Origin of the sequence: Ruegeria sp. HKCCD6428 (assembly GCF_013110595.1) — a bacterium.
Lineage (GTDB): Bacteria > Pseudomonadota > Alphaproteobacteria > Rhodobacterales > Rhodobacteraceae > Ruegeria.
The window spans coordinates 129,066-147,665 of sequence record NZ_WVQX01000002.1 but is presented as its reverse complement, the minus strand read 5'-3'; the positions used below and the strand labels follow the sequence as shown (position 1 = coordinate 147,665).

Below are 18,600 nucleotides of genomic sequence, written 5' to 3'. Positions count from 1 at the left end.
GCTGTTTTGCCACAAACGAGTCGTATGTCCGGCATGAATCCGCTGATAGAAGGCTGTAATTCCTGACTTTGAACACGTGTTGATCCGAAACCAGACAGGGGACGGGCACAAGCATCGTATCCGATCCCGGGGCCGGTTGCGTGAAATCGAAATTCAGCAGGTCTCTTGGGTGTTGCCGTCACCCCTCTTCTTGCAAATACGCAAGAAGGTTAACAATATCTTTGTCCTTTTTCAGGCCGCGAAACTGCATTCGATTGCCCTGAAGATACCCTTTGGGATCCGTCAGGAATGCGCTCAGGGTTTCATGGGTCCAGACGATGTCGGAACTTTCCAGCGCTGTCGAATACTTGAATCCCTCGGCCTGACCGGCCTTTGCGCCGAGAATGCCGTGCAGGGACGGGCCAACACCATGGCGGCCTTCTTTCAATTTGTGGCAGGCGCTGCACTTGCGAAACACCTTTTTGCCGGCCGTCGCGTCACCCTGAACAGCTGCGGCAGCAACAACCTCTGTGGCTTCCGATGCCGTCGCGGCCTGTTCTTCATCCGTGTGAAAGATCAGCCGGGCTGTAATCGGTACCGTTCGGGTGATGCCGGGCAGGCTTGCCAATTCCATAAGCTTGTCCACGCCGGCGTTGACACCGGCGTCTTCGGTGCTGAGAAACACCATGTCGTTTGTCGAAACAAGCACTGACGTCTCGGACAAGCGTGCGACGAACATTTCCGCGTCAAACTCAACTTCCGTGCCGGCCAGCGAAAGCACGGAAGCAGCATCCAGAGTGGTGGTTTCACCCACGGCCAGCCCTGCAACCTTCGCCATGTCGAATTCGGCCGTCAGGCGCGCAGTGGGTGCTTGGCGGAATACAAATTCGATCACCCGTTCGTTGCGAATTTCTATGTTGGTCTCGACCGAGGACAGGTCGATCTCGATTTCGGCCACGCCCTCCTGCGTCACGTGTCCGCTCAGGCTGGTGAAGCTGTTGACCTCGCCCACCGCGTTTTTCTTGATCGTTCCATAGGCCAGATGCGAGCGATCGGACTCCAGTGTCCAACCCGCTGCCCATATGGGTGTTGCAACAATTGCCGACGCAAACGTGACTGCCTTCAACTGAAGTTTCATTTCTTTCCTCCGCGGTTTATGTCAGTTTTGGCCCTGCGGGCCGGGTCCGTTTCTGACAAACACACACAGGTCGCGTTTTATTCGATGAGTGCCGAGATGACTTCCGAACAGGCCGTTCGTGACGCCGTACAGATGCACTCAAGACGCGTCTGGCGGTTTGCTCTGGCGTTGTCGGGGGCATCGGATGTGGCGGACGATCTGGTGCAGGCCACATGCCTGCGTGCGCTCGAGCGGCATCATCAGGTAACGTCGCATGATCGTCTGGACAGTTGGCTGATGACGATCTGCCGGTCAATCTGGTTGAACGAAGTGCGGTCTCGTTCCGTCCGGCGGGCACAGGCGCTGTCCGTGACCCCAGAATCGGAACTGGTCGCAACTTTGCCGGATTCAGAAACGAATATTTTTGCGGCTGAAGTGTTTACCCAAGTGATGCAGCTGCCAGAAGCGCAGCGGGAAACGGTCATGCTCGTGTTCGTCGAAGGGTACAGCTACCGCGAAACCGCTGCATTGCTGGACGTTCCCATCGGCACAATCATGAGCCGGCTATCGAATGCCCGGCGGAAACTGAAAACCGTGATGCAGTTTGAGGCGGCAGACGCCGCGCGACGGAGTGGCAAATGACGTTTTCCGACGAGACGCTGTTGGCGTATCTGGAAGGCACGCTGGATGAGGCTCAGAGCCGCGCCATCGAGGCCGCGGTTGAGGATGATGTCGAGCTTGAACGCCGCCTGATGGCGCTGGATCCGTTTGCGCCTGTCGTTCGGCAGGTCTTTGAGACACTGCCCACCGCGGCGCCGAAGGTCGATTTGCCGGAACCCGTGGCGCGAAACACCAATGGCGGGTTTCTGCGCCTTCTGGCCGTGGCCGCGGGCGTCGGGGTTGCAGCCGTCGCCCTGACGTTCTGGGCGACGCGCCCGGCAGAACTGGGCTGGGCGCAGCAGGCAGCGATCTATCAGTCGCTTTATGTGCCCGAGACGATAGTCTCGCTGGACAGTTCCGAGGCATCGCTGGACAAACAATTCGCGATGGCCGAGGCAGCACTTGGCAGGTCTCTGAACCGTGAAGCGCTGGACTCCCTGCCAGGGTTGGAGTTGAAGCGAGCACAGGTTCTTTCGTTCAAGGGAAAGCCCTTGGTTCAGGTCGTTTTCGCCGATGAGCAGGGTCAACCTTTTGCCTTCTGTGTTATCCGCCAGGGGCCGAACGCCCCGAAGGCAGAGGTCAAACAGGCCGTTCTGAGCGGTTTGGCAACAGCGACCTGGGCGCAGGATGGTTACGGTTACATGCTGCTGGGCAGCTCTCCGCAGACCGATTTGAGCAGCAAACTGGATGTTCTGACCCGAACCTTTGCGGGCTGACGGAATACCCCTTGTGAACCAACGGTAATGTCCGAAGAATGCGGGGTATGACGTCGAAGAAACCCTTGCCCCTTCCTGAAGACGAGGCCGAAGATCTTGGCCCCGCCAGCATCTATGACGGCGATCCGTCCGAAGAGGACGACCTGTGGTTCTTGCCGCCGGATGAAGTCGAGGAAGACGAGGGTTTTTTCCTGCCCGGGCCGCGACGCGAGCAGCGCCTGCTGTTCGATCCGCGCGATTGGCGGGCTGCGCAGTCCGACCTTTCTGCGGAACTTGCGGATCTGGCCCTGACTTTTGGTGCGCTGGACGAACGGTTGCGAGCGGGCCCCGAGGGCTGGACGCACCGCTTGGCATTGATGGAGACGTCCGATCTGGGGTGGTGGACCGGAGACCGGATCAGCGTGGATCGATTGGCTTTGTGGACCGGCTTGCGCATCGGCGCGACTCATGATGACGTGCAGGCCCTGTTTCGGGCCGGATGGGCCGTGCGACGCCTGAGTTCGGGTGCGCCGCCTGCCGCCGGCGGTTGGGAACGTGGTCTGACCGCGTTTCTTGACCGGTTGGCTCAGGGGGCCGACGCGACCCCGGAATCCATCATTGATCTGGCCGAGGTCATGCAAAATGCCGAAGGGTTGCATCCTGTCACGCAGTCGGCAATTGCGTTTCATGCGTGGCGGGCGGTGTCACAAGGCATCGGGCAGGACACGGAAGCCGCCGTCATCGCCGCGCGTCATGCAGCGTCCATGGGGCGTGGCGGTGCGCTGTTCATGCCCTTGGCCTTGTCCGGGCCGCGCGCGCTGCGCGGCTCGGGAGATCCTTCGGAGAAACTGAGCGCATGGATCGGCGGCGCAGGGCAGGCTGCCCTTGCGGCGTTGCTGCATCTGGATCGGATCAGCGCGTGGGAGGCGAAAGCCAAAGACGTCACGCAGGATCTGAGCGGCCGCACTCCACCGCGGCTGATCAATGCATTGACGGCCTGGCCCATGGTATCCGCGCCCTTGGCCGAAGACCTGACCAAGGCTTCCCGCGCGGCGGTACAGCGCAATTTCGACCTGTTCGCGCAGCGGGGTCTGGTTCGCGAGGTCACCGGGCAGGGGCGTTACCGCGTCTGGACGGCGGCGCTGTAATCCATCAGCCAATCGCGAAACGTACGCGCGGCCGGGCGCAGCGCCGTTCGGGAAGGGTAGACCAGATGATAGGCTTCCTGCCCCGGACATGAGATGTCTGGCAGGCAGGGAACCAAACCCGACAGCTTCATAATCCGATCTGACGCGGGCGCGCGCGCCAAGGCAATGCCGCATCCGCTGGCGCAGAGCTCGGCCGCCATCACCGAGTTGTCGGCAAAAAAGTACCGTGCCCGGCCCGCTGGCAGCCGCTGGTGTTCGAACCAATGCGGCCAGCTTGCCCGATGGGTCGAAACTTCGATCAAGGTGAAGTCGAACAAGTCCTTTGCCGTCTCGATCCGGGCAGCAATCGCGGGTGGGGCGATGGGATAGAGATGTTCGCGCATCAACTCGTCACTTTCCGAGCCAAACAGCGCGGGGTTGCCAAACACGATCTGAAGGTCAGTGAACCGATTGGCAAAATCCGACACGACATTGCCGGTCGAAAGCGAAAGGTTGATCTGAGGATGCGCCGCCTGAAATCCGGGAACACCCCCGGCCAGAATGCCATGTGCAAACAGCAGCACCGACTGAACGTAAAGCCTTTGCTCACGGGTTTCACCGAACAGACCCGCGGTTGCCGTTTCCAGCATGAGCAAGGATTGCTGTACCGACGGCAGATAGGCGCGCCCGGTCTCGGTCAACGTGACCGAATGCGCGTGGCGGTGGAACAACGGAGTGCCCAGCCGTGTCTCCAACGCTTTGACCTGCTGGCTGACGGCGGCAGGCGTCATGTTCAACTGGGTCGCGGCACGGGCAAAGCTTTCGGTTCGGGCCGCAGCCTCGAATACGCGTAGCCAGTTGAGGGAAGGGACGCGGGTGTTCATTCCGACAGGCTAAGCAAAACTTAGCCTCACCGGCAAGACAATTGGGTCTGAGCTTTTGATCCCCCGCCTTAGGCTTGTGATCAGTGAACAGATGAAATGAGCCTTCTATGTCAGACCCCGCCCTGCCGCCACGAGCCAAGCGCAAGATCTGGAATTACACGCCTCAACTGCCGATTCAGACCGCGCCCTATTGGGATTGGCCGATGAAACCTCTGGCCGCGTTGAAATACCTGCTGCAAAGCTGGAATCCGCTTGCATTGCGGGCGCTGCTGCTGGTCTTTGCGGTCATCACCTGGACCTATCTGACGCCTTCACTGAGCAGGGTCGAGACCTTCGGCTGGGATTGGGTTGCGGAAATCTGGTTCCGCAATTTCTGTATCCTGATGGTGGTCGCAGGCGGCTTGCACCTGGCCCTTTGGAGGTTCCGCACGCAGCAGGACGAATTCCGCTATGACATGCGCCCGATGATGAAGGGCGCCAAGGTGTTCACTTTCAAAAATCAGGTCTGGGACAACATGTTCTGGACCTTGGGCCCGGCGTTGACGTTCTGGACGTTCTGGGAATGTCTGATCTTGTATTCCTATGCCAATGGCTGGATCACGATGATCACGTTAGACGGCAACCCGATCTGGTTCATCGCCATGACCGTCTTTGTGCCGATCTGGGCCGGGTTCCATTTCTACTGGCTGCACAGGCTGCTGCATGTGGGTGTGCTTTATACAAAAGTCCACGCTTGGCATCACCGCAACATCAACACCGGCCCTTGGTCGGGGCTTGCGATGCATCCGGTCGAGAGCTTTTTCCTGATGTTCGATACGATGATCTTCTTCCTGCTGCCGTCGCATCCGATCCACGCCGTTTTCCTGCTGTTCCATCACGGCATCGGCGCTCCGACCTCTCATGCCGGGTTCGAGCACGTGAAGTTCGGCAACAAGGCCAAGTTTCAGGTCGGGGATTTCTTTCATCAGCTGCACCATCGGTTTTTCGACTGCAACTACGGCACTTGGGAAACCCCTTGGGACGAATGGTTCAACACGTTCCACGACGGCACCGATGAAGGCAATGAAATGGTCAAGGAACGCCGCCGCAAGATCTGGGCCACCGAATAGCCCGTGAAGGCAGATCCCTGCCGGACCCAAGCGGGTCCGGTGGGCGTGTTTGATCCAAAAGGCGGGGTGCCTTCAGCGTCCAACGCCGACATAGGTTTCAAAGCCGGATTTCAGCGCCTGTGACTTTGAATAGATATTGCGCAGATCCACCATTCTGGCAGAGTTCATGGAACCGGCCAGCTCGGTCAGGTTCAACGCGCGGAACTCGTTCCACTCTGTCAGCAACACCACAACGTCAGCCCCTTGGACCGCTGCATAGGGATCGTCGCACCATTCGACCCCGGGCAATAGCGCATCGCCTTCCGCTTTGCCCTGCGGATCGACGACGCGCACTTTGGCTCCTCCGCCGATCAAAGCGGGAATGATGGACAGTGATGGCGCGTCGCGCATGTCGTCCGTGTTGGGTTTGAAAGTGACACCCAGAACCGCCACCGTCTTGCCGTTAAGGCGGTCGTCGCAGGCGTCGCGGATTTTCTCGATCATCCGCTTCTTGACCTCGTCATTCACCCGAATGACGGTTTCCGTGATCTGCATCGGATATGCATGATCCTGCCCGATCCGCGCCAGCGCGGCGGTATCCTTGGGAAAACAAGAGCCACCATAGCCCGGCCCCGCATGCAGGAATTTGTTGCCAATTCGTCCGTCCAGACCGATGCCGCGGGAAACTTCCTTGACATCCGCACCGACCTTTTCACACAGGCCTGCGATTTCATTGATGAAAGTGATCTTGGTCGCCAGAAACGCGTTGGCGGCGTATTTTATCATCTCGGCGCTTTCCAGATCGGTGGTCAGGATCGGAAAGTCACGCAGATAAAGCGGTCGGTAAATCTCGGCCATCACTTCGGCGGCGCGATCGTTTTCCACACCGACGACGACGCGATCGGGGCGCATGAAGTCGTCGATTGCAGCGCCTTCGCGCAGAAATTCAGGGTTCGAGGCCACGTCGAATTCGGCTGTGGGGTTGGCTGCCGCAACGACTTCCTGAACTTTTCTGTTTGTTCCCACCGGCACGGTCGATTTGGTGACGATGACCGTGTAACCGGTAACCGCTTGGGCGATCTCTTCCGCCGCGGCCATCACATAGGTCAAATCCGCGTGGCCGTCCCCTCGTCGGGTCGGAGTTCCGACCGCGATGAAAACCGCATCGGCGCCATCAACTGCTGTTTTCAGATCGGTTGAAAAACTCAGGCGACCGGCAGCAACGTTTTTTGCCATCAGCACATCCAGGCCCGGTTCATAGATCGGCACTTCTCCGGCCTTGAGCATGTCGATCTTTTGCTCAGCCTTGTCGACGCAAATCACGTCATGACCAAAGTCCGAAAAGCATACACCGGACACTAAGCCAACATAACCGGTGCCGATCATTGCAATACGCATCCAAAAATCCTTCTTACCAATTACCACGGACGGCGTGGGCACAATCAAAGAAACTGACGCCGGTTTCAATGGCCGTCAGCAGTTGCGTGATGCATCCCATAGATTCTTGCGGATATTGAGGCAATAGAAGCGCAGATGGTGCAAAGCCCTTCGAAATCGCGATCATGCCGGCTTTGTTCAGCGGAACCGAGGATCAGGAAGAACTGGTTGGTGTCGAAACTCGGTTGCGCAGAGGGTGCTGTTGATGGCTGGAATAGCCCCTGCCTTGGGTATTGATGACGCGCGGAAGTGATTGCGCGTTCTCGCCGCCAACAAGCTGGCTGGCAAGGGAAAATAGGGGCCGCGTGACATGCCCCGGCAAATGACCGGTCGATCAGCTGTCCATTTCAGCGGCGGCTTGCAACAGCCAGTTCTGAAACAGCCGGACCGGTGGTGAAACGGGTTTTTCCTTGAGACGCATGAAATAGGTCCAGGGACTGTTCAGATCAAACCGGAAAGGCTCGATCAGCAGCCCCCGCTCGACATAGGACCGGGCCAGCGACCGGGGCAGGGCGACGCATCCCAGTGACTTGGCGGCCATTTCCATCGCCAAATTCGAGACATTCGTCCGCAACCCGCCCTTCTGGCTCAGATCGGACAACCCGAAATGCCGCGCCGCGTGCTCCCAATAGGAGGGGCGGCCCAGGATGTGGATCAGCGGTGCATTCTGCAATTGCTTGGGGTCGGTCAGCGGCGCGCCATCGACCAGAAAGCCGGGCGCACAGACCAAGGCCAGCTTTTCGACCCACAAACGTTGGGCGTCCGGCGACACATCGTCGACATGGTTGATCGTCAGCGAGATATCCGAAACATTTGGTTCGACATCAGCCCAGACAGTGCCATGAACCGTCAGATCTATGTCGGGATGCACCGCGTTGAAACCACGGATCACATCCGGCAACCAGTTCTCGGCCAGACTGACCGGGCAGGATACCACCACCTTGCGGGTATGCGACCGCACGATGACCGATTGGGTGGCGGCGTTGATTTCCTGTAGGGCATGGCGCACTGACGGCAGATAGGCCTCTCCTACATCTGTCAGCGACAGGGACCGGGGATGGCGCACGAACAGGGGGCGCTGCAAAAACTCTTCCAACGAGCGGACATGATTGCTGACGGCAGATTGGGTGCAGTTCAGCTCTTCGGCAGCAGCGGTGAAGCTCAGGTGCCGTGCCGCCGCTTCGAACGAGCGCAGAAAGGTCAGGTGTGGAAGATTCATCATGGCGGACGTTTCTCAGGCAAGGCACATCGCAAAGAATTAATAAGCCCAGGGCTTGCTGTCTTGCCCATGAGCGACTCACACGTATGGTTCTGCCTCGAAATGTGATCTGGTCCTAGTCACAAATAATCCGGGGCCATTGCCCCATGATTGTTTTCGTGCCGCTATGCGCAAACTTACATAGGCTTTTTCTTGTAACCGGAACCCGAAAGTAAGCGGAACCCGAAAGAAAAACCTCGACTGGACACCGTGACAGATACCTTTGAGACCGTTGCAGATTTTGCGCTGAAGCGTGCCGCGCAGGAATTTCCTGATACCGCACGCAAGGCAGCGGCGTTGATGCTGCTGGATACGCTGGGGATCACCATAGGATCGGGGCCGATGCAGGCCGGACGGATTGCGCGCGAGAGTGCGGTAGCGCTGTTTGGCGCGGGCGACCCGGGGCTGAGCGCGCGCATGCTTTTCGACGGTCGACGCGTCAGCGTCGCGGGTGCGGCCTATGCAGCGGCCACACAGACCGACAATTTGGACGGACATGATGGATACAATCCGACCAAAGGCCACATCGGGGTTGTCGTCGTTCCCGCACTGGCGGCATTGGCTGAAACCGTTCAAGATTTTTCAGGCCCCGAAGCGTTGGCGGCGGTGATCGTTGGATACGAGGTCGCGGGACGCGCGGGCATTTCGTTGCATGACACTGTCAGCGATTATCACACATCCGGAGCTTGGAACGCGCTTGGCGTGGTGGCCGTGGCGTCGCGCTTGCGCGGTTTGACGGCCGAACAGATGCGGCAGGCCATGGGGATCGCCGAATATCATGGCCCGCGCAGCCAGATGATGCGCGAGATCGCCAATCCCACCATGCTGCATGACGGTTCGGGCTGGGGCGCGTTGGTTGGCATTTCTTCAGCGGTATTGGCCGAGAAAGGCTTTACCGGGGCGCCGGCCATCACCATCGAAGCGGCAGACGTTGCCCCCCATTGGCAAGATCTGGGCGATTTCTGGCAAATGGAGCATCAATATGTCAAACCCTACCCGATCTGCCGTTGGGCCCACGCCGCAATTGATGCCACCCGTGCACTCATGCGTGAAAACGACCTGACTTACCGCGATATTGCCGCGATTCATGTAAACACGTTTCGGGAAAGCGCCTGCCTTTTCCAGGGCATGCCGGATGATACGTCCAAGGCGCAGTATTCGCTGCCATTTGCCGTCGCGACAATGGTTGCGCATGGCCGGATCGGAGTTGAGAACATCACCGGTGCGGGCCTGGCCGACCCGCTGGTCGCCTCGATCGTCGAGCGTATCTCGGTTTCAGAGGCCGCACGCCATTCCGACCGTTTCCCCGAAAGCCGGTTCGCCGATGTCAGCATCACTCTGATCGACGGGCGCATACTCGAGTCGGGCGACGTACATGCACGCGGCGGACCCGAGGCACCAATGAATGAGGCAGAAGTGATCGACAAATTCATGGAATTTGCGACACCATCACTGGGTGCATCCCGTGCCGCCGCCATTCGTGATGCGGTTCTGGGGCTGGGCGCGCCGGGCTCGAAATTCTCAGACCTTGGCGCGTTGATCTACGCCCCCGCCGACCAGACGTAAAATCTGCCGAAGCTGCCGTTGAAACACGTTCCGACCGGCACATCCGCACCCTTGATCCTGATGGCGGCGATGATGCAGGCCCTGCCGCCCGCTGCACAGGTTGAATTGGAGCTGGGAGCAAGTCTGGGTGATCCAAGACCCGTTCGAGGTGAGCTTTCTTTTTTACATTGTCGCCTTGCGCCCTGATCCGGTCAGAGCAGGTCGAACAATCGCCCTGGCAGCGCGTCATGACGCGGCAGGTTCAGCGCCCGCATAAGGCAGAACATCATCGCCTGATTCGAGGTGACGACCGGCTTGCCCAGCGTTGCTTCAATCCGGTCGACCGCCTCGACCGAACGCATGTCGGTGCAGCTGAGAACTATGGCCTGTGCCTGCGGGTGATCGGCCTGACAGGCCAGTTCATAGACCTCGTCCGGGGTCAGCTCTCCCTGACCGTAATTGCCCAGCTTTCGGCCCACATCGGCGCATCGAACGGTCTCGATTCCGTTCTGGGCCATGAAATCCATCGCCTGTACGTTGATTTCGCCCAGATAGGGCGAGGAAAAGCCGACCTTCGTGGCCCCCAGTGCCTTGATTGCGGCGATCAATGATCCGGCCGCGGTCAGCGACAGCGCACCGGATTCCGATTTGATCTGTTGCGCCAGCACAGCGTCGAAAGACGGCCCATGGGTTAGGGTGGCCGAGGTGCAGCCGTACAGCACCACATCGGGCCGCACCCCCGAGATCATCCGCAGATCGTGGCTGATATCCGAAGCGCCCAAGCCTGCCATTTGATCCGAGCCGGGAATTTCATCCACGTCATAGCCGCCCATGCGCTGGAAATGGATGGTGGTGTTTGGCGGTCGCAGCATCTCCATATCCGGTTCCAGATTGGTGTTGGTGAAGGGCACCAGAACACCGATCCTGGCGGCTGTGCGGGTCTCGGTCATGTCAGTGCTCCTTTCAAGATGTCGCGGGCCTTGTCCATCACCTCGGGCGCACAGATCGTGGCGCGCAAACAGTCCGACAAACCATAGCCGCCCATGCCGCGCATCATCAGGCCCTCCGCCCGCAGGGCCGTGTCGGCGCGCTGTGCCTGCGCGGTCGAGGCAAAGCGGATCAGCACGAAATTTGTGTGGCTTTCCGGCACGCTCAGGCCCAGTTCGCGGCATTCCTGCGCAAACCGGTCCCGAATTTCGGCTGTCCGTGCGACCACGTTGCGCATATGGGCCTGATCCCGTATCGCCGCCGCCGCCGCTGCCTGCGAGGCAATCGAGATATTGTTGGGATTCAAAAGCTTGCGGACCTCGCCCGAGATTTCGCTTGGGAAACAGCCCCAGCCGGCCCGCGCCCCCGCCAGCCCGTAGGCCTTGGAACATGTGCGCGTGATCACGGTATCGCCCCGATCCACCAGCGCAAAGATCTGCGCAGGATCGTTCGTGGCATCGGCAAATTCCGCATAGGCCTGGTCCACCACCAACAGTGTATCGCCAGGCAGATCCGATTGCAGGCGGACAATTTCGTCATTCGGGATCAGCGTGCCGGTGGGGTTGCCCGGATTGCAGACGAACACGATGCGGGTGGCAGGTGTGACAGCGGCCAGAAGCGCGTCCACCGATACGGTCAAATCGACCTCGGGCGCTGCCACATATTCGGCCTGTGCCTGTGCTGTGGCCGAGGCGACAAAGGCATAGCCATATTGTGTGCCCAGCACCTGATCGCCCGGCCCGGCAAAGGCGCGGATCAGACAGCCAATCAGTTCCATCGAGCCCGCCCCACATAAAATGCGCGCGGGGTCGAGCCCGTGCACCTCGGCAATGGCTGCGCGCATTTCGGCCCATTCCGGATCAGGATAAAGGGCCAGATCCGCCAGCGCTGCCTGCCCGGCCGCAACGGCGGCGGGGCTTGCGGGAAAGGCGCTTTCGTTCTGCGCCAGTGAAACCGTGTCTGCGCCGTTCGGATCAGCCAGCGCATAAGCGGCCATGGCGCCAACGTAAGGAACCGGTCGGATCATGCGTCACCCCTGTAAATCCTGGCGCCTTGCGCACTTACCAACCCGCGTTTGATGTCCAGCGCCAGCGCATCCGGGTCGCGTTCGGCAGGGTCGCCAAAGCCGCCGCCGCCCGGTGTATCGAAGATCAGGTAATCACCGTGTTCCACCCGCAATTCTCCTTTACCCGGAATATCTTTTGCACCGTCCCTGAAACGGATGCGACCGGGGGCGCCGGGTTTGCCGCCCATACGGCCAAGCGCCGGGTATTTCAGCCGTTCGACCGACAGGAACACGATAAAGGGCGCCCCGTTGGACGAGGTCATCTCGATCCGTTGCCCCAGCCCGCCGCGATACTTGCCCGCGCCGCCGGAATCTGGGCGCAGTTCGCGCCGCCAGATCGTCACGGGTGCGACGCTTTCGGTGATCTCGACCTGACTGCCGAACACGCCCGACGGATAGGCCGTGGCCGACAGACCATCGGCATGAGGTCGCGCGCCGGTTCCGCCATTGTGCACGGGTTCCACCGCGAATTCGCGACCGCCGTCACGGGCCACTTCGGGTGCGTGGCGCATGGGCAAGTCGAACATGCAACTTGCGCCTTCGGCCGGGACCGCATCGGGCAGGGCCTGATGCAGGCAGCCCAGAACCAGATCGGGCGTGACCTGACCCAGGGTATGCCGCATCGCAACCGGCACCGGGCGCTGCGCGTTCAGGATGCAGCCCTTTGGCCCGTCAACGGTAAACGGCTCCAGCGATCCCGCATTGTTGGGAATGTCCGCGCCGACAATGCAGCGCAAGGCAAACACCGTATAGGCGGTGGCATAGTTCAGCGGCACGTTGATGCCCTTGCGCGAACAGCCCGAGGTGCCCGAGAAATCCACATGCATGCCGTCCTTCCTTACAGTCAGGGTGGCGTGCAGCTCCAGCTCATTCTCATAGCCGTCCATCTTCAGAACATTCTTGTAGACACCTTCGGGCACGTCGGCGATGGCCTCCAGCGTGCCGCGGCGCGACGTGTCGATGATGTACGAGCCGAGCGTCTCCAGATCGTCGAGGCTAAATTCCTCCATCATCGACAGCAGCCTTGCAACCCCGGCTTCGCAACAGGCGATCAGTGCATAGATGTCGCCATCATTGGCGACGGGTTCGCGGCTGTTGGCGCGGATGACGTCCAGCAGCAAAGCGTTGGGAGTGCCCTGTTCAACCAGCTTGCAGGGCGGGATCAGCAGGCCCTCGTCATAGATGTCGGAACCTTCGGGGCCCATGCCCAACCCACCCAGATCAACAAGATGCGAGGTGCAGGAGGTAAAGCCCACCACCTTGCCATCCTTGAATGCGGGCATCATCAGCAGAAAATCGTTCAGGTGCCCCGAGGCAAGCCATGGGTCGTTCGTCATGTAGATGTCGCCCGGCTTCATGGTCTGAACCGGGAAAGCCCGGCGCAGGTGCTGCACCGCCTCGGCCATGGTGTTGATGTGCCCTGGTGTGCCGGTCACGGCCTGCGCCAGCATCCGGCCATCGGCGTCAAATATCCCGGCAGAGATGTCACCACATTCGCGTACGATCGGGCTGAAGGCGGCGCGGATCAGGGTTTGGCCCTGTTCTTCGACCACGGCCAGCAGACGATTCCACATCACCTGCAATCGGGCGGGCGAAAGATCGTGTGAAAGATCGGACGACATCATGCGCCTCCTTTCTGGTCCTGAACGAGGACGAGGTTTCCAATGGCATCCACATGCGCCGAGAAGTCGGCGGATACGAGCGTGGTTGTCTGCGGTTCGGTGATCAATGCGGGGCCGTGAAGGTGGTCGCCGGGCTTCAGATCCGCTCGGGCAACGAAGGCCGCTGGTTTCGATACTCCGTCCACGTCACAGGTGATCGGACGGGTTTCCGGCGCCGAGATTGTCTTCAACCGGGGCGTTTCAGGAACCGCCGGCACGAAGCTGTCACAGGTCGCGACCCGCACCGCCCAATTGAGGATCTCGATCTGCATCCCCGGCACTGGGCGCGAGAATTGCTTGCGGTATTCCTGTTCGAATGCAGCGGTCAGCGGCTCGATATCTTCGGCGGTCAGGGGGCGGTCGGGAAGGGTGATCTCGATCTCGTGCCCTTGTCCGTGGTAGCGCATGAAGGCAGTGCGCAGCGTCTGGGTCGGGACATCGCCGGCCCCTTGGAAGACGACCTCTCTGGCCTCGGAACTCATGGCTTCGAACAGCGTGTTGATCCCGTTCAGGTCCATGCTGCCCAGCAACGTATAACGCGAGCGGACGATCTCGAAAGACACCGGAGCGAACAGGAAACCGACGGCCGATCCGACACCGGGATCGGGTGGGATCACGATGCGGCTGACCCCGGCGGATCGCGCGACCCGGCTGGCGTGCAATGGCCCGTTGCCCCCAAATGCTATCATTGTTCGTGGGCCAAGGTCCTTGCCGGATTCCACCGCATGCATCCGACCCGCGCTGGCCATGCTTTCGTCGACGATGCGGCTGACGCCATCGGCGGCGCCTACGGCATCCAGATCCAGCTTTGACCCGATCACCCGGCCTAGCGCCCGTTTCGAAGCGTCGGGATCAAGCTGAATATGCCCCTCGGCAAACGTGTCGGGTACGATATATCCCAGTGCAATATCACTGTCCGTCACCGTGGGTTCGGTTCCACCGCGCATGAAGGCGACGGGGCCGGGCTCGGATCCGGCTGATTTTGGCCCCACGGTCAGCCGCCCCAACCGGTCAACCCCGGCAATCGAACCGCCTCCGGCGCCGATCTCGATCATTTCGATGACCGGTATACGTACCGGCATTCCGGAGCCTTTGATGAACCGTGCGGCGCGGGCAATCTCGAACTGGCGCGAGGTCTGAGGACGGGCGTTGTCGATCAGGCACAGTTTGGCGGTGGTGCCGCCGACGTCAAAGGACAGAACCTGATCCAGACCGGCGCGGGCGGCGACGCGGGCGGCCAGAATGGCACCACCGGCGGGGCCGGATTCCACCAGCCGGATCGGAAACTGCGCGGCGGTTCGCATGGTGCACATTCCACCACCCGCTGTCATCATCAGGATCGGACAGGTGACGCCCCGGGCCTCGAATTGTTCGACAAACCGGGCCAGATACGTTGCCATCAGAGGCTGGATATAGGCGTTGGCGACTGTCGTGCATAGCCGGTCGAATTCGCGCGCTTCGGGGCTGACGTCCGACGAAATCGAGATGGTCAGATCGGGTCGCCTGTCCGCCAGCATATCGCGCAGCCTGCGCTCGTGCTCGGGGTTTGCATATGCGTGCATCAGGCAGACGGCGATGGCTTCCGCTCCGCTGGCGTCGATGTCCTTCAACAGCGCGTCGATGGCTGTGTCTTCCAGCGGAATCAATACCTTGCCATCCGCCGAAACGCGCTCGCGGACCGTCAGCGCGCGCTCACGCGGCACCAGCAGATCAGGTTTGTTCAGATTGATGTCGTATTGCGAATAGCGCCGCTCGTAGGCGATTTCCAGAATGTCCCTGAACCCTTCGGTGGTCACGGTTGCCACGACCGCGCCGCGTTTTTCGATCAGCGCGTTGGTGGCCAGCGTGGTGCCGTGAATGAAACCGGTGACTTCGCTCAGACGGTGCCCTGTCTGTTGCATTACGCGCGCTGCGCCTTGCATGGCTCCGTCGGCGGGGTTGTGATGTGTGGTCAGGGTTTTGGTCGAGGCAAGTATCGTCTCTTCGCCAGAGACAAGAACCGTATCCGTGAACGTGCCGCCAATATCGATGGCCAGGCGCAGCGTTTGAGTTGTCATGAGGTTATCCGAAAAATCCGTAGTCACAGCGTGATGCGTAAGGGCCAGAGGCCCTGAGATCAGGCTGGGATCACAAGGTCACAGCCGGTGGCACGGCGGTCCATGGGATTTGGAAAACAATTGTTCATCAGCAGGTATTCTTGTTCATACCAGCATGCCGCAACAAGCCGGAAAGCGACACAAAAGCCTGCAAACGACAAAATTCGTCACGCCTGGTCGATTGCGGGGCTTGCGGGTGAGGGTCTTGACCCCGCGCACATCACCTGTGGTCGTCTGTTTTGTGTGACCCAGCCGATGCGGCGCCCGTGTTCGTGTTGGAAGATGCCCAGGCGGCGCAGATGCGTGGTTCACAAGGGTGATCCTCTGCAAGACCTGTGCGAACCAAATGCCCTGCTCGGAGATAGGCGAGAGAAAGATCAACAAGCGACCGTAGGGCAAACTCTGCCTCTTGAACGGCCGCGATTGAACGGGAAGGGATGGTTTTTGGGGCAGCCATGCGACTGCCCCGTTGCCGATCAGGCCTGTTGAGCGGGTGAGTCGTCATCGATGAGGTCGGGCTCGTCCGGTACGATGATACGATGCTCAAGATCCTCTTTGGAGGCGAACACCGGGTAGACGTACAGGAACGCACCGATGATCAGATATCCGATGGTTATCCCGTCGAACTGAGGCATCTGTAGCGTGTAGGAATGGATGATGCCGATCGAAGACATCAGCCCACCTGCGACAGCAAACGCGCCGGCCATCCGGAAGCGCCCGTCAATCACATCGGCCACGATGGCACCCCAGACGAGACCGGTGATGATCGCCCCCTGGCTCAGGGCAAGGTGCCCCTCGTAATGAGCCCCTTCCATCAGAAGGGCCGAGGTCAGATCAGGATCTCCCAAGGATGGCAACCCTTCGACACCGCTGCTGCGCAGCGCGTTCATCAACGATCCCCATTTGACCATAAGGAAGGCCGAGATATGGGGCAGGATTGCAAAGGATACCGCGGCCATGTGCATCGGTTTTACAGCCCAGGCCGTGTTGGTGATCAGGCTGACTGATACAAACACCAGTACCGGTGCGGCTGCGGCGATCGGGATCAGCCCCGCAAGAAAGGACAGGAACCCCAGAAAGGCGGCGGCGGCAACTACAACGGCCACACCGACAATATACCCCGCATGGGCATCCAACCGTTTATAGGCTGGATGGCCGATGTAAACGGTTGTCGGGAATGGCGAACCAAACAGAGCGCCCAGCATCGTGCCTGCGCCGTCCGTCACCTGGCAGAGCCCGACAGGGTAATGGTCGCCTGCCGCTTCGGCGGATTCCACGTTGTTCATCGTTTCGATGAAGTTGTAGATCTGCACGGGGATCAGCACCAGGAACAGCTCAGGGTTGGCGAACAGATATTGTACACCGGAGATCAGGTCACCGAAATACGGGATCGGCGGGTAGAACCCGATGCCGCTGACATCAATTTTGGACTCGCCAAGCAGAATGGCGATCACGGTACCGGCAGCAATCGCGACAAGGCCGGCCGGAACATTGCCCGGCAGGCGGAAACGGCCGATCAACCCCCAGAGGATGAACAGCAGCGACGTAAAGCCGATGATGGGGTTCTCGAACACTTCGGCCAGCGGCACAGAGCCGATGAAGACCAGGGCAATGCCGCACAGCGTCCCCAGCATCCCCGCGCGTGGCGTGATCCGCTTGAGATACGGCCCAACCACGGCGCCCAGAGCCGCGACGATGCCGCCCATGAACCCGGCGCCGATACCCACTTGCCAGGCAAGCATTGGATCATTTGTCGCCCAGTAGATGGGTCCGATCACCCCGAACAGGTAGACGAACATAACCGGCGTCGAGATGCCGTAGGGCAACGCGGTTACGTCTTTGCCCTGCGCGTTTGCCGCCCATTTGGCGAGGTAAGTGTAGATAGCGACACCGGCCAAAATCGCGATGGCGGCGCCGGGAACGATGCGGCCAAAGACGATGTCCGCAGGCATTTGAAACACGAATTGGCAGACCCCGGACAGGATCAGCAAGTTGACAAGGTTGTCGGTAAACAGCGCCCAGAAAGCGCTGAAATCGCTGCGGCTAAACAGCTTGTATTCATAGGTCCTCCCGTCCATGACGGTCTCCTCCTCTGATGTGACCGGTTTGGCCCGACAGGTGTCAGGCCGATCTCCCTTTCCGGTCGTGATGATGGCCCCGCAGGGGTGCCTGGTTTGCCCCGGTCAGGGCGGTCGCGGCAGTTTCAGAGGTCAATTCAGCCATCACTTCGGCCGCCACGAAGGCGGCGATGACGCTGGGCCGCTTGTCGCGGCTACCGCTAGCCCCAATGGGGCATTTCAAATGTTCGATGGACTGTCCGTCACAGTGTTTCTGCGCCCAGTTCCTGAGCTTTACCCGCTTTGTGGCGGAACCGATCATCCCCACATAAGCGGCGTCATTTCGTTCCAGCGCGGCGGTCGTCAGCAGAAAATCCAGCCCGTGATCATGGGTCAGAACGACAAAGGCGCTGCCTGCGGGCGCGCGCCAGATTTCGGCTTCGGGAATCGCGCTGACCCGGGTTTCGACATCAGCGGCGCAAAGCGCGATCTCTTCGGGTCTGGTATCGACGAGGATGCAGCGCACCGGCAGATGCTGAAACTGATTGGCGAGGGCACGCCCCACGTGGCCCGCCCCCATGACATAGACATGAGGCAAAGCATCTTCGTTCCGGGCCGCGCGTTCCGTCGCGGCCCATTTGTCGGACGCACGCATGCGGGACAGGTTCAATTCGACCCGGCCGCCGCAGCATTGCCCGATCTCGGGGCCAAGTGGCACGTCCAGATCCTGATGCAACGCACCGTCACGCAGCATGTCCCGCGCGGCGTTGATGGCGAGGAATTCCAATTGTCCACCGCCTATGGTTCCCCACAACGCCCCGGGCGCGACGAACATTTCTGTCCCCTCATTGCGCGGCGAAGACCCGCGGACTCGGGTCAACGCAATGCGGATCACGCTATGCTGCGCGGACAGAAATTCGTTCAGAGAACCCGGGGCAACCAT

At 60.2% G+C, this 18,600-nt stretch carries 15 protein-coding genes; 5 read left to right on the top strand and 10 right to left on the bottom strand.

Annotation, left to right across the window (positions count from 1 at the left end; genetic code table 11):
* Positions 1 to 178: 178 nt before the first annotated feature.
* Positions 179 to 1,117, bottom strand: coding sequence for a cytochrome c family protein (locus GS620_RS21940; protein ID WP_253283811.1), 939 nt, complete (start codon positions 1,115 to 1,117; stop codon positions 179 to 181).
* Positions 1,118 to 1,213: 96 nt separating this feature from the next.
* Between GS620_RS21940 and GS620_RS06025 the strand changes: the two genes are divergently transcribed.
* From GS620_RS06025 to GS620_RS06015, 3 genes are read left to right on the top strand one after another with little or no spacing between them, the layout of a single operon-like run.
* Positions 1,214 to 1,738, top strand: coding sequence for an RNA polymerase sigma factor (locus tag GS620_RS06025; RefSeq protein WP_216597837.1), 525 nt, complete (start codon positions 1,214 to 1,216; stop codon positions 1,736 to 1,738).
* Entirely contained in the window at positions 1,735 to 2,472 is a 738-nt protein-coding gene (locus GS620_RS06020) for a hypothetical protein (RefSeq protein WP_171614637.1), read from the top strand. The genes GS620_RS06025 and GS620_RS06020 overlap by 4 nt, the downstream gene beginning before the upstream one ends.
* Before the next feature lie 38 nt (positions 2,473 to 2,510).
* The gene (locus tag GS620_RS06015; RefSeq protein WP_371809397.1) at positions 2,511 to 3,599 is read left to right on the top strand and encodes a helix-turn-helix domain-containing protein; all 1,089 of its coding nucleotides are present in this window, start codon (positions 2,511 to 2,513) and stop codon (positions 3,597 to 3,599) included.
* Here GS620_RS06015 and GS620_RS06010 read toward each other — a convergent pair.
* Complete coding sequence (locus GS620_RS06010) at positions 3,572 to 4,462, bottom strand: LysR family transcriptional regulator (protein WP_171614633.1); 891 nt, start codon at positions 4,460 to 4,462, stop codon at positions 3,572 to 3,574. The two genes, GS620_RS06015 and GS620_RS06010, sit on opposite strands and share 28 nt — an antisense overlap.
* A 107-nt stretch (positions 4,463 to 4,569) precedes the next feature.
* Between GS620_RS06010 and GS620_RS06005 the strand changes: the two genes are divergently transcribed.
* A complete protein-coding gene (locus tag GS620_RS06005) occupies positions 4,570 to 5,571 on the top strand; it encodes a sterol desaturase family protein (protein ID WP_171614631.1) in 1,002 nt (333 codons plus the stop codon).
* Positions 5,572 to 5,643: 72 nt separating this feature from the next.
* On the opposite strand, the gene GS620_RS06000 is transcribed toward GS620_RS06005, so the two are convergent.
* Positions 5,644 to 6,948 carry a UDP-glucose/GDP-mannose dehydrogenase family protein gene (locus GS620_RS06000; RefSeq protein WP_171205842.1) on the bottom strand — a complete coding sequence of 435 codons (1,305 nt, stop codon included), beginning with the start codon at positions 6,946 to 6,948 and terminating at the stop codon, positions 5,644 to 5,646.
* A 373-nt stretch (positions 6,949 to 7,321) separates the two neighbouring features.
* Positions 7,322 to 8,209: a LysR substrate-binding domain-containing protein gene (locus GS620_RS05995; RefSeq protein ID WP_171614629.1), complete on the bottom strand. Its 888-nt coding sequence runs from the start codon at positions 8,207 to 8,209 to the stop codon at positions 7,322 to 7,324.
* Positions 8,210 to 8,455: 246 nt separating this feature from the next.
* Between GS620_RS05995 and GS620_RS05990 the strand changes: the two genes are divergently transcribed.
* Positions 8,456 to 9,811, top strand: a complete 1,356-nt coding sequence (locus GS620_RS05990; protein ID WP_171614627.1) for an MmgE/PrpD family protein — start codon at positions 8,456 to 8,458, stop codon at positions 9,809 to 9,811.
* A gap of 191 nt (positions 9,812 to 10,002) precedes the next feature.
* Here the strand turns inward: GS620_RS05990 and GS620_RS05985 are convergent, their stop codons facing one another.
* From GS620_RS05985 to xdhC, 6 genes are all read right to left on the bottom strand, one after another.
* Positions 10,003 to 10,740, bottom strand: a complete 738-nt coding sequence (locus GS620_RS05985; protein WP_171614626.1) for an Asp/Glu racemase — start codon at positions 10,738 to 10,740, stop codon at positions 10,003 to 10,005.
* Complete coding sequence (locus GS620_RS05980; RefSeq protein ID WP_171614625.1) at positions 10,737 to 11,804, bottom strand: histidinol-phosphate transaminase; 1,068 nt, start codon at positions 11,802 to 11,804, stop codon at positions 10,737 to 10,739. The genes GS620_RS05985 and GS620_RS05980 overlap by 4 nt, the downstream gene beginning before the upstream one ends.
* Entirely contained in the window at positions 11,801 to 13,465 is a 1,665-nt protein-coding gene (locus tag GS620_RS05975) for a hydantoinase B/oxoprolinase family protein (RefSeq protein WP_171614624.1), read from the bottom strand. The genes GS620_RS05980 and GS620_RS05975 overlap by 4 nt, the downstream gene beginning before the upstream one ends.
* The gene (locus tag GS620_RS05970; protein ID WP_171614623.1) at positions 13,465 to 15,561 is read right to left on the bottom strand and encodes a hydantoinase/oxoprolinase family protein; all 2,097 of its coding nucleotides are present in this window, start codon (positions 15,559 to 15,561) and stop codon (positions 13,465 to 13,467) included. Before GS620_RS05970 ends, GS620_RS05975 begins: the two co-directional genes overlap by 1 nt.
* Before the next feature lie 515 nt (positions 15,562 to 16,076).
* Positions 16,077 to 17,678, bottom strand: a complete 1,602-nt coding sequence (locus GS620_RS05965; RefSeq protein WP_171614622.1) for a xanthine/uracil/vitamin C permease — start codon at positions 17,676 to 17,678, stop codon at positions 16,077 to 16,079.
* 43 nt (positions 17,679 to 17,721) lie between these two features.
* Complete coding sequence (xdhC, locus tag GS620_RS05960) at positions 17,722 to 18,600, bottom strand: xanthine dehydrogenase accessory protein XdhC (RefSeq protein WP_171614621.1); 879 nt, start codon at positions 18,598 to 18,600, stop codon at positions 17,722 to 17,724.

Excerpts from the sequence above, each read along its gene's own strand:
- GS620_RS21940 (WP_253283811.1), bottom strand. The coding sequence starts at position 1,117 with ATGAAACTTCAGTTGAAGGCAGTCACGTTTGCGTCGGCAATTGTTGCA.
- GS620_RS06025 (WP_216597837.1), top strand. The coding sequence starts at position 1,214 with ATGACTTCCGAACAGGCCGTTCGTGACGCCGTACAGATGCACTCAAGA.
- GS620_RS06020 (WP_171614637.1), top strand. The coding sequence starts at position 1,735 with ATGACGTTTTCCGACGAGACGCTGTTGGCGTATCTGGAAGGCACGCTG.
- GS620_RS06015 (WP_371809397.1), top strand. The coding sequence starts at position 2,511 with ATGCGGGGTATGACGTCGAAGAAACCCTTGCCCCTTCCTGAAGACGAG.
- GS620_RS06010 (WP_171614633.1), bottom strand. The coding sequence starts at position 4,462 with ATGAACACCCGCGTCCCTTCCCTCAACTGGCTACGCGTATTCGAGGCT.
- GS620_RS06005 (WP_171614631.1), top strand. The coding sequence starts at position 4,570 with ATGTCAGACCCCGCCCTGCCGCCACGAGCCAAGCGCAAGATCTGGAAT.
- GS620_RS06000 (WP_171205842.1), bottom strand. The coding sequence starts at position 6,948 with ATGCGTATTGCAATGATCGGCACCGGTTATGTTGGCTTAGTGTCCGGT.
- GS620_RS05995 (WP_171614629.1), bottom strand. The coding sequence starts at position 8,209 with ATGATGAATCTTCCACACCTGACCTTTCTGCGCTCGTTCGAAGCGGCG.
- GS620_RS05985 (WP_171614626.1), bottom strand. The coding sequence starts at position 10,740 with ATGACCGAGACCCGCACAGCCGCCAGGATCGGTGTTCTGGTGCCCTTC.
- GS620_RS05980 (WP_171614625.1), bottom strand. The coding sequence starts at position 11,804 with ATGATCCGACCGGTTCCTTACGTTGGCGCCATGGCCGCTTATGCGCTG.
- GS620_RS05975 (WP_171614624.1), bottom strand. The coding sequence starts at position 13,465 with ATGTCGTCCGATCTTTCACACGATCTTTCGCCCGCCCGATTGCAGGTG.
- GS620_RS05970 (WP_171614623.1), bottom strand. The coding sequence starts at position 15,561 with ATGACAACTCAAACGCTGCGCCTGGCCATCGATATTGGCGGCACGTTC.
- GS620_RS05965 (WP_171614622.1), bottom strand. The coding sequence starts at position 17,678 with ATGGACGGGAGGACCTATGAATACAAGCTGTTTAGCCGCAGCGATTTC.
- xdhC (WP_171614621.1), bottom strand. The coding sequence starts at position 18,600 with ATGGTTGCCCCGGGTTCTCTGAACGAATTTCTGTCCGCGCAGCATAGC.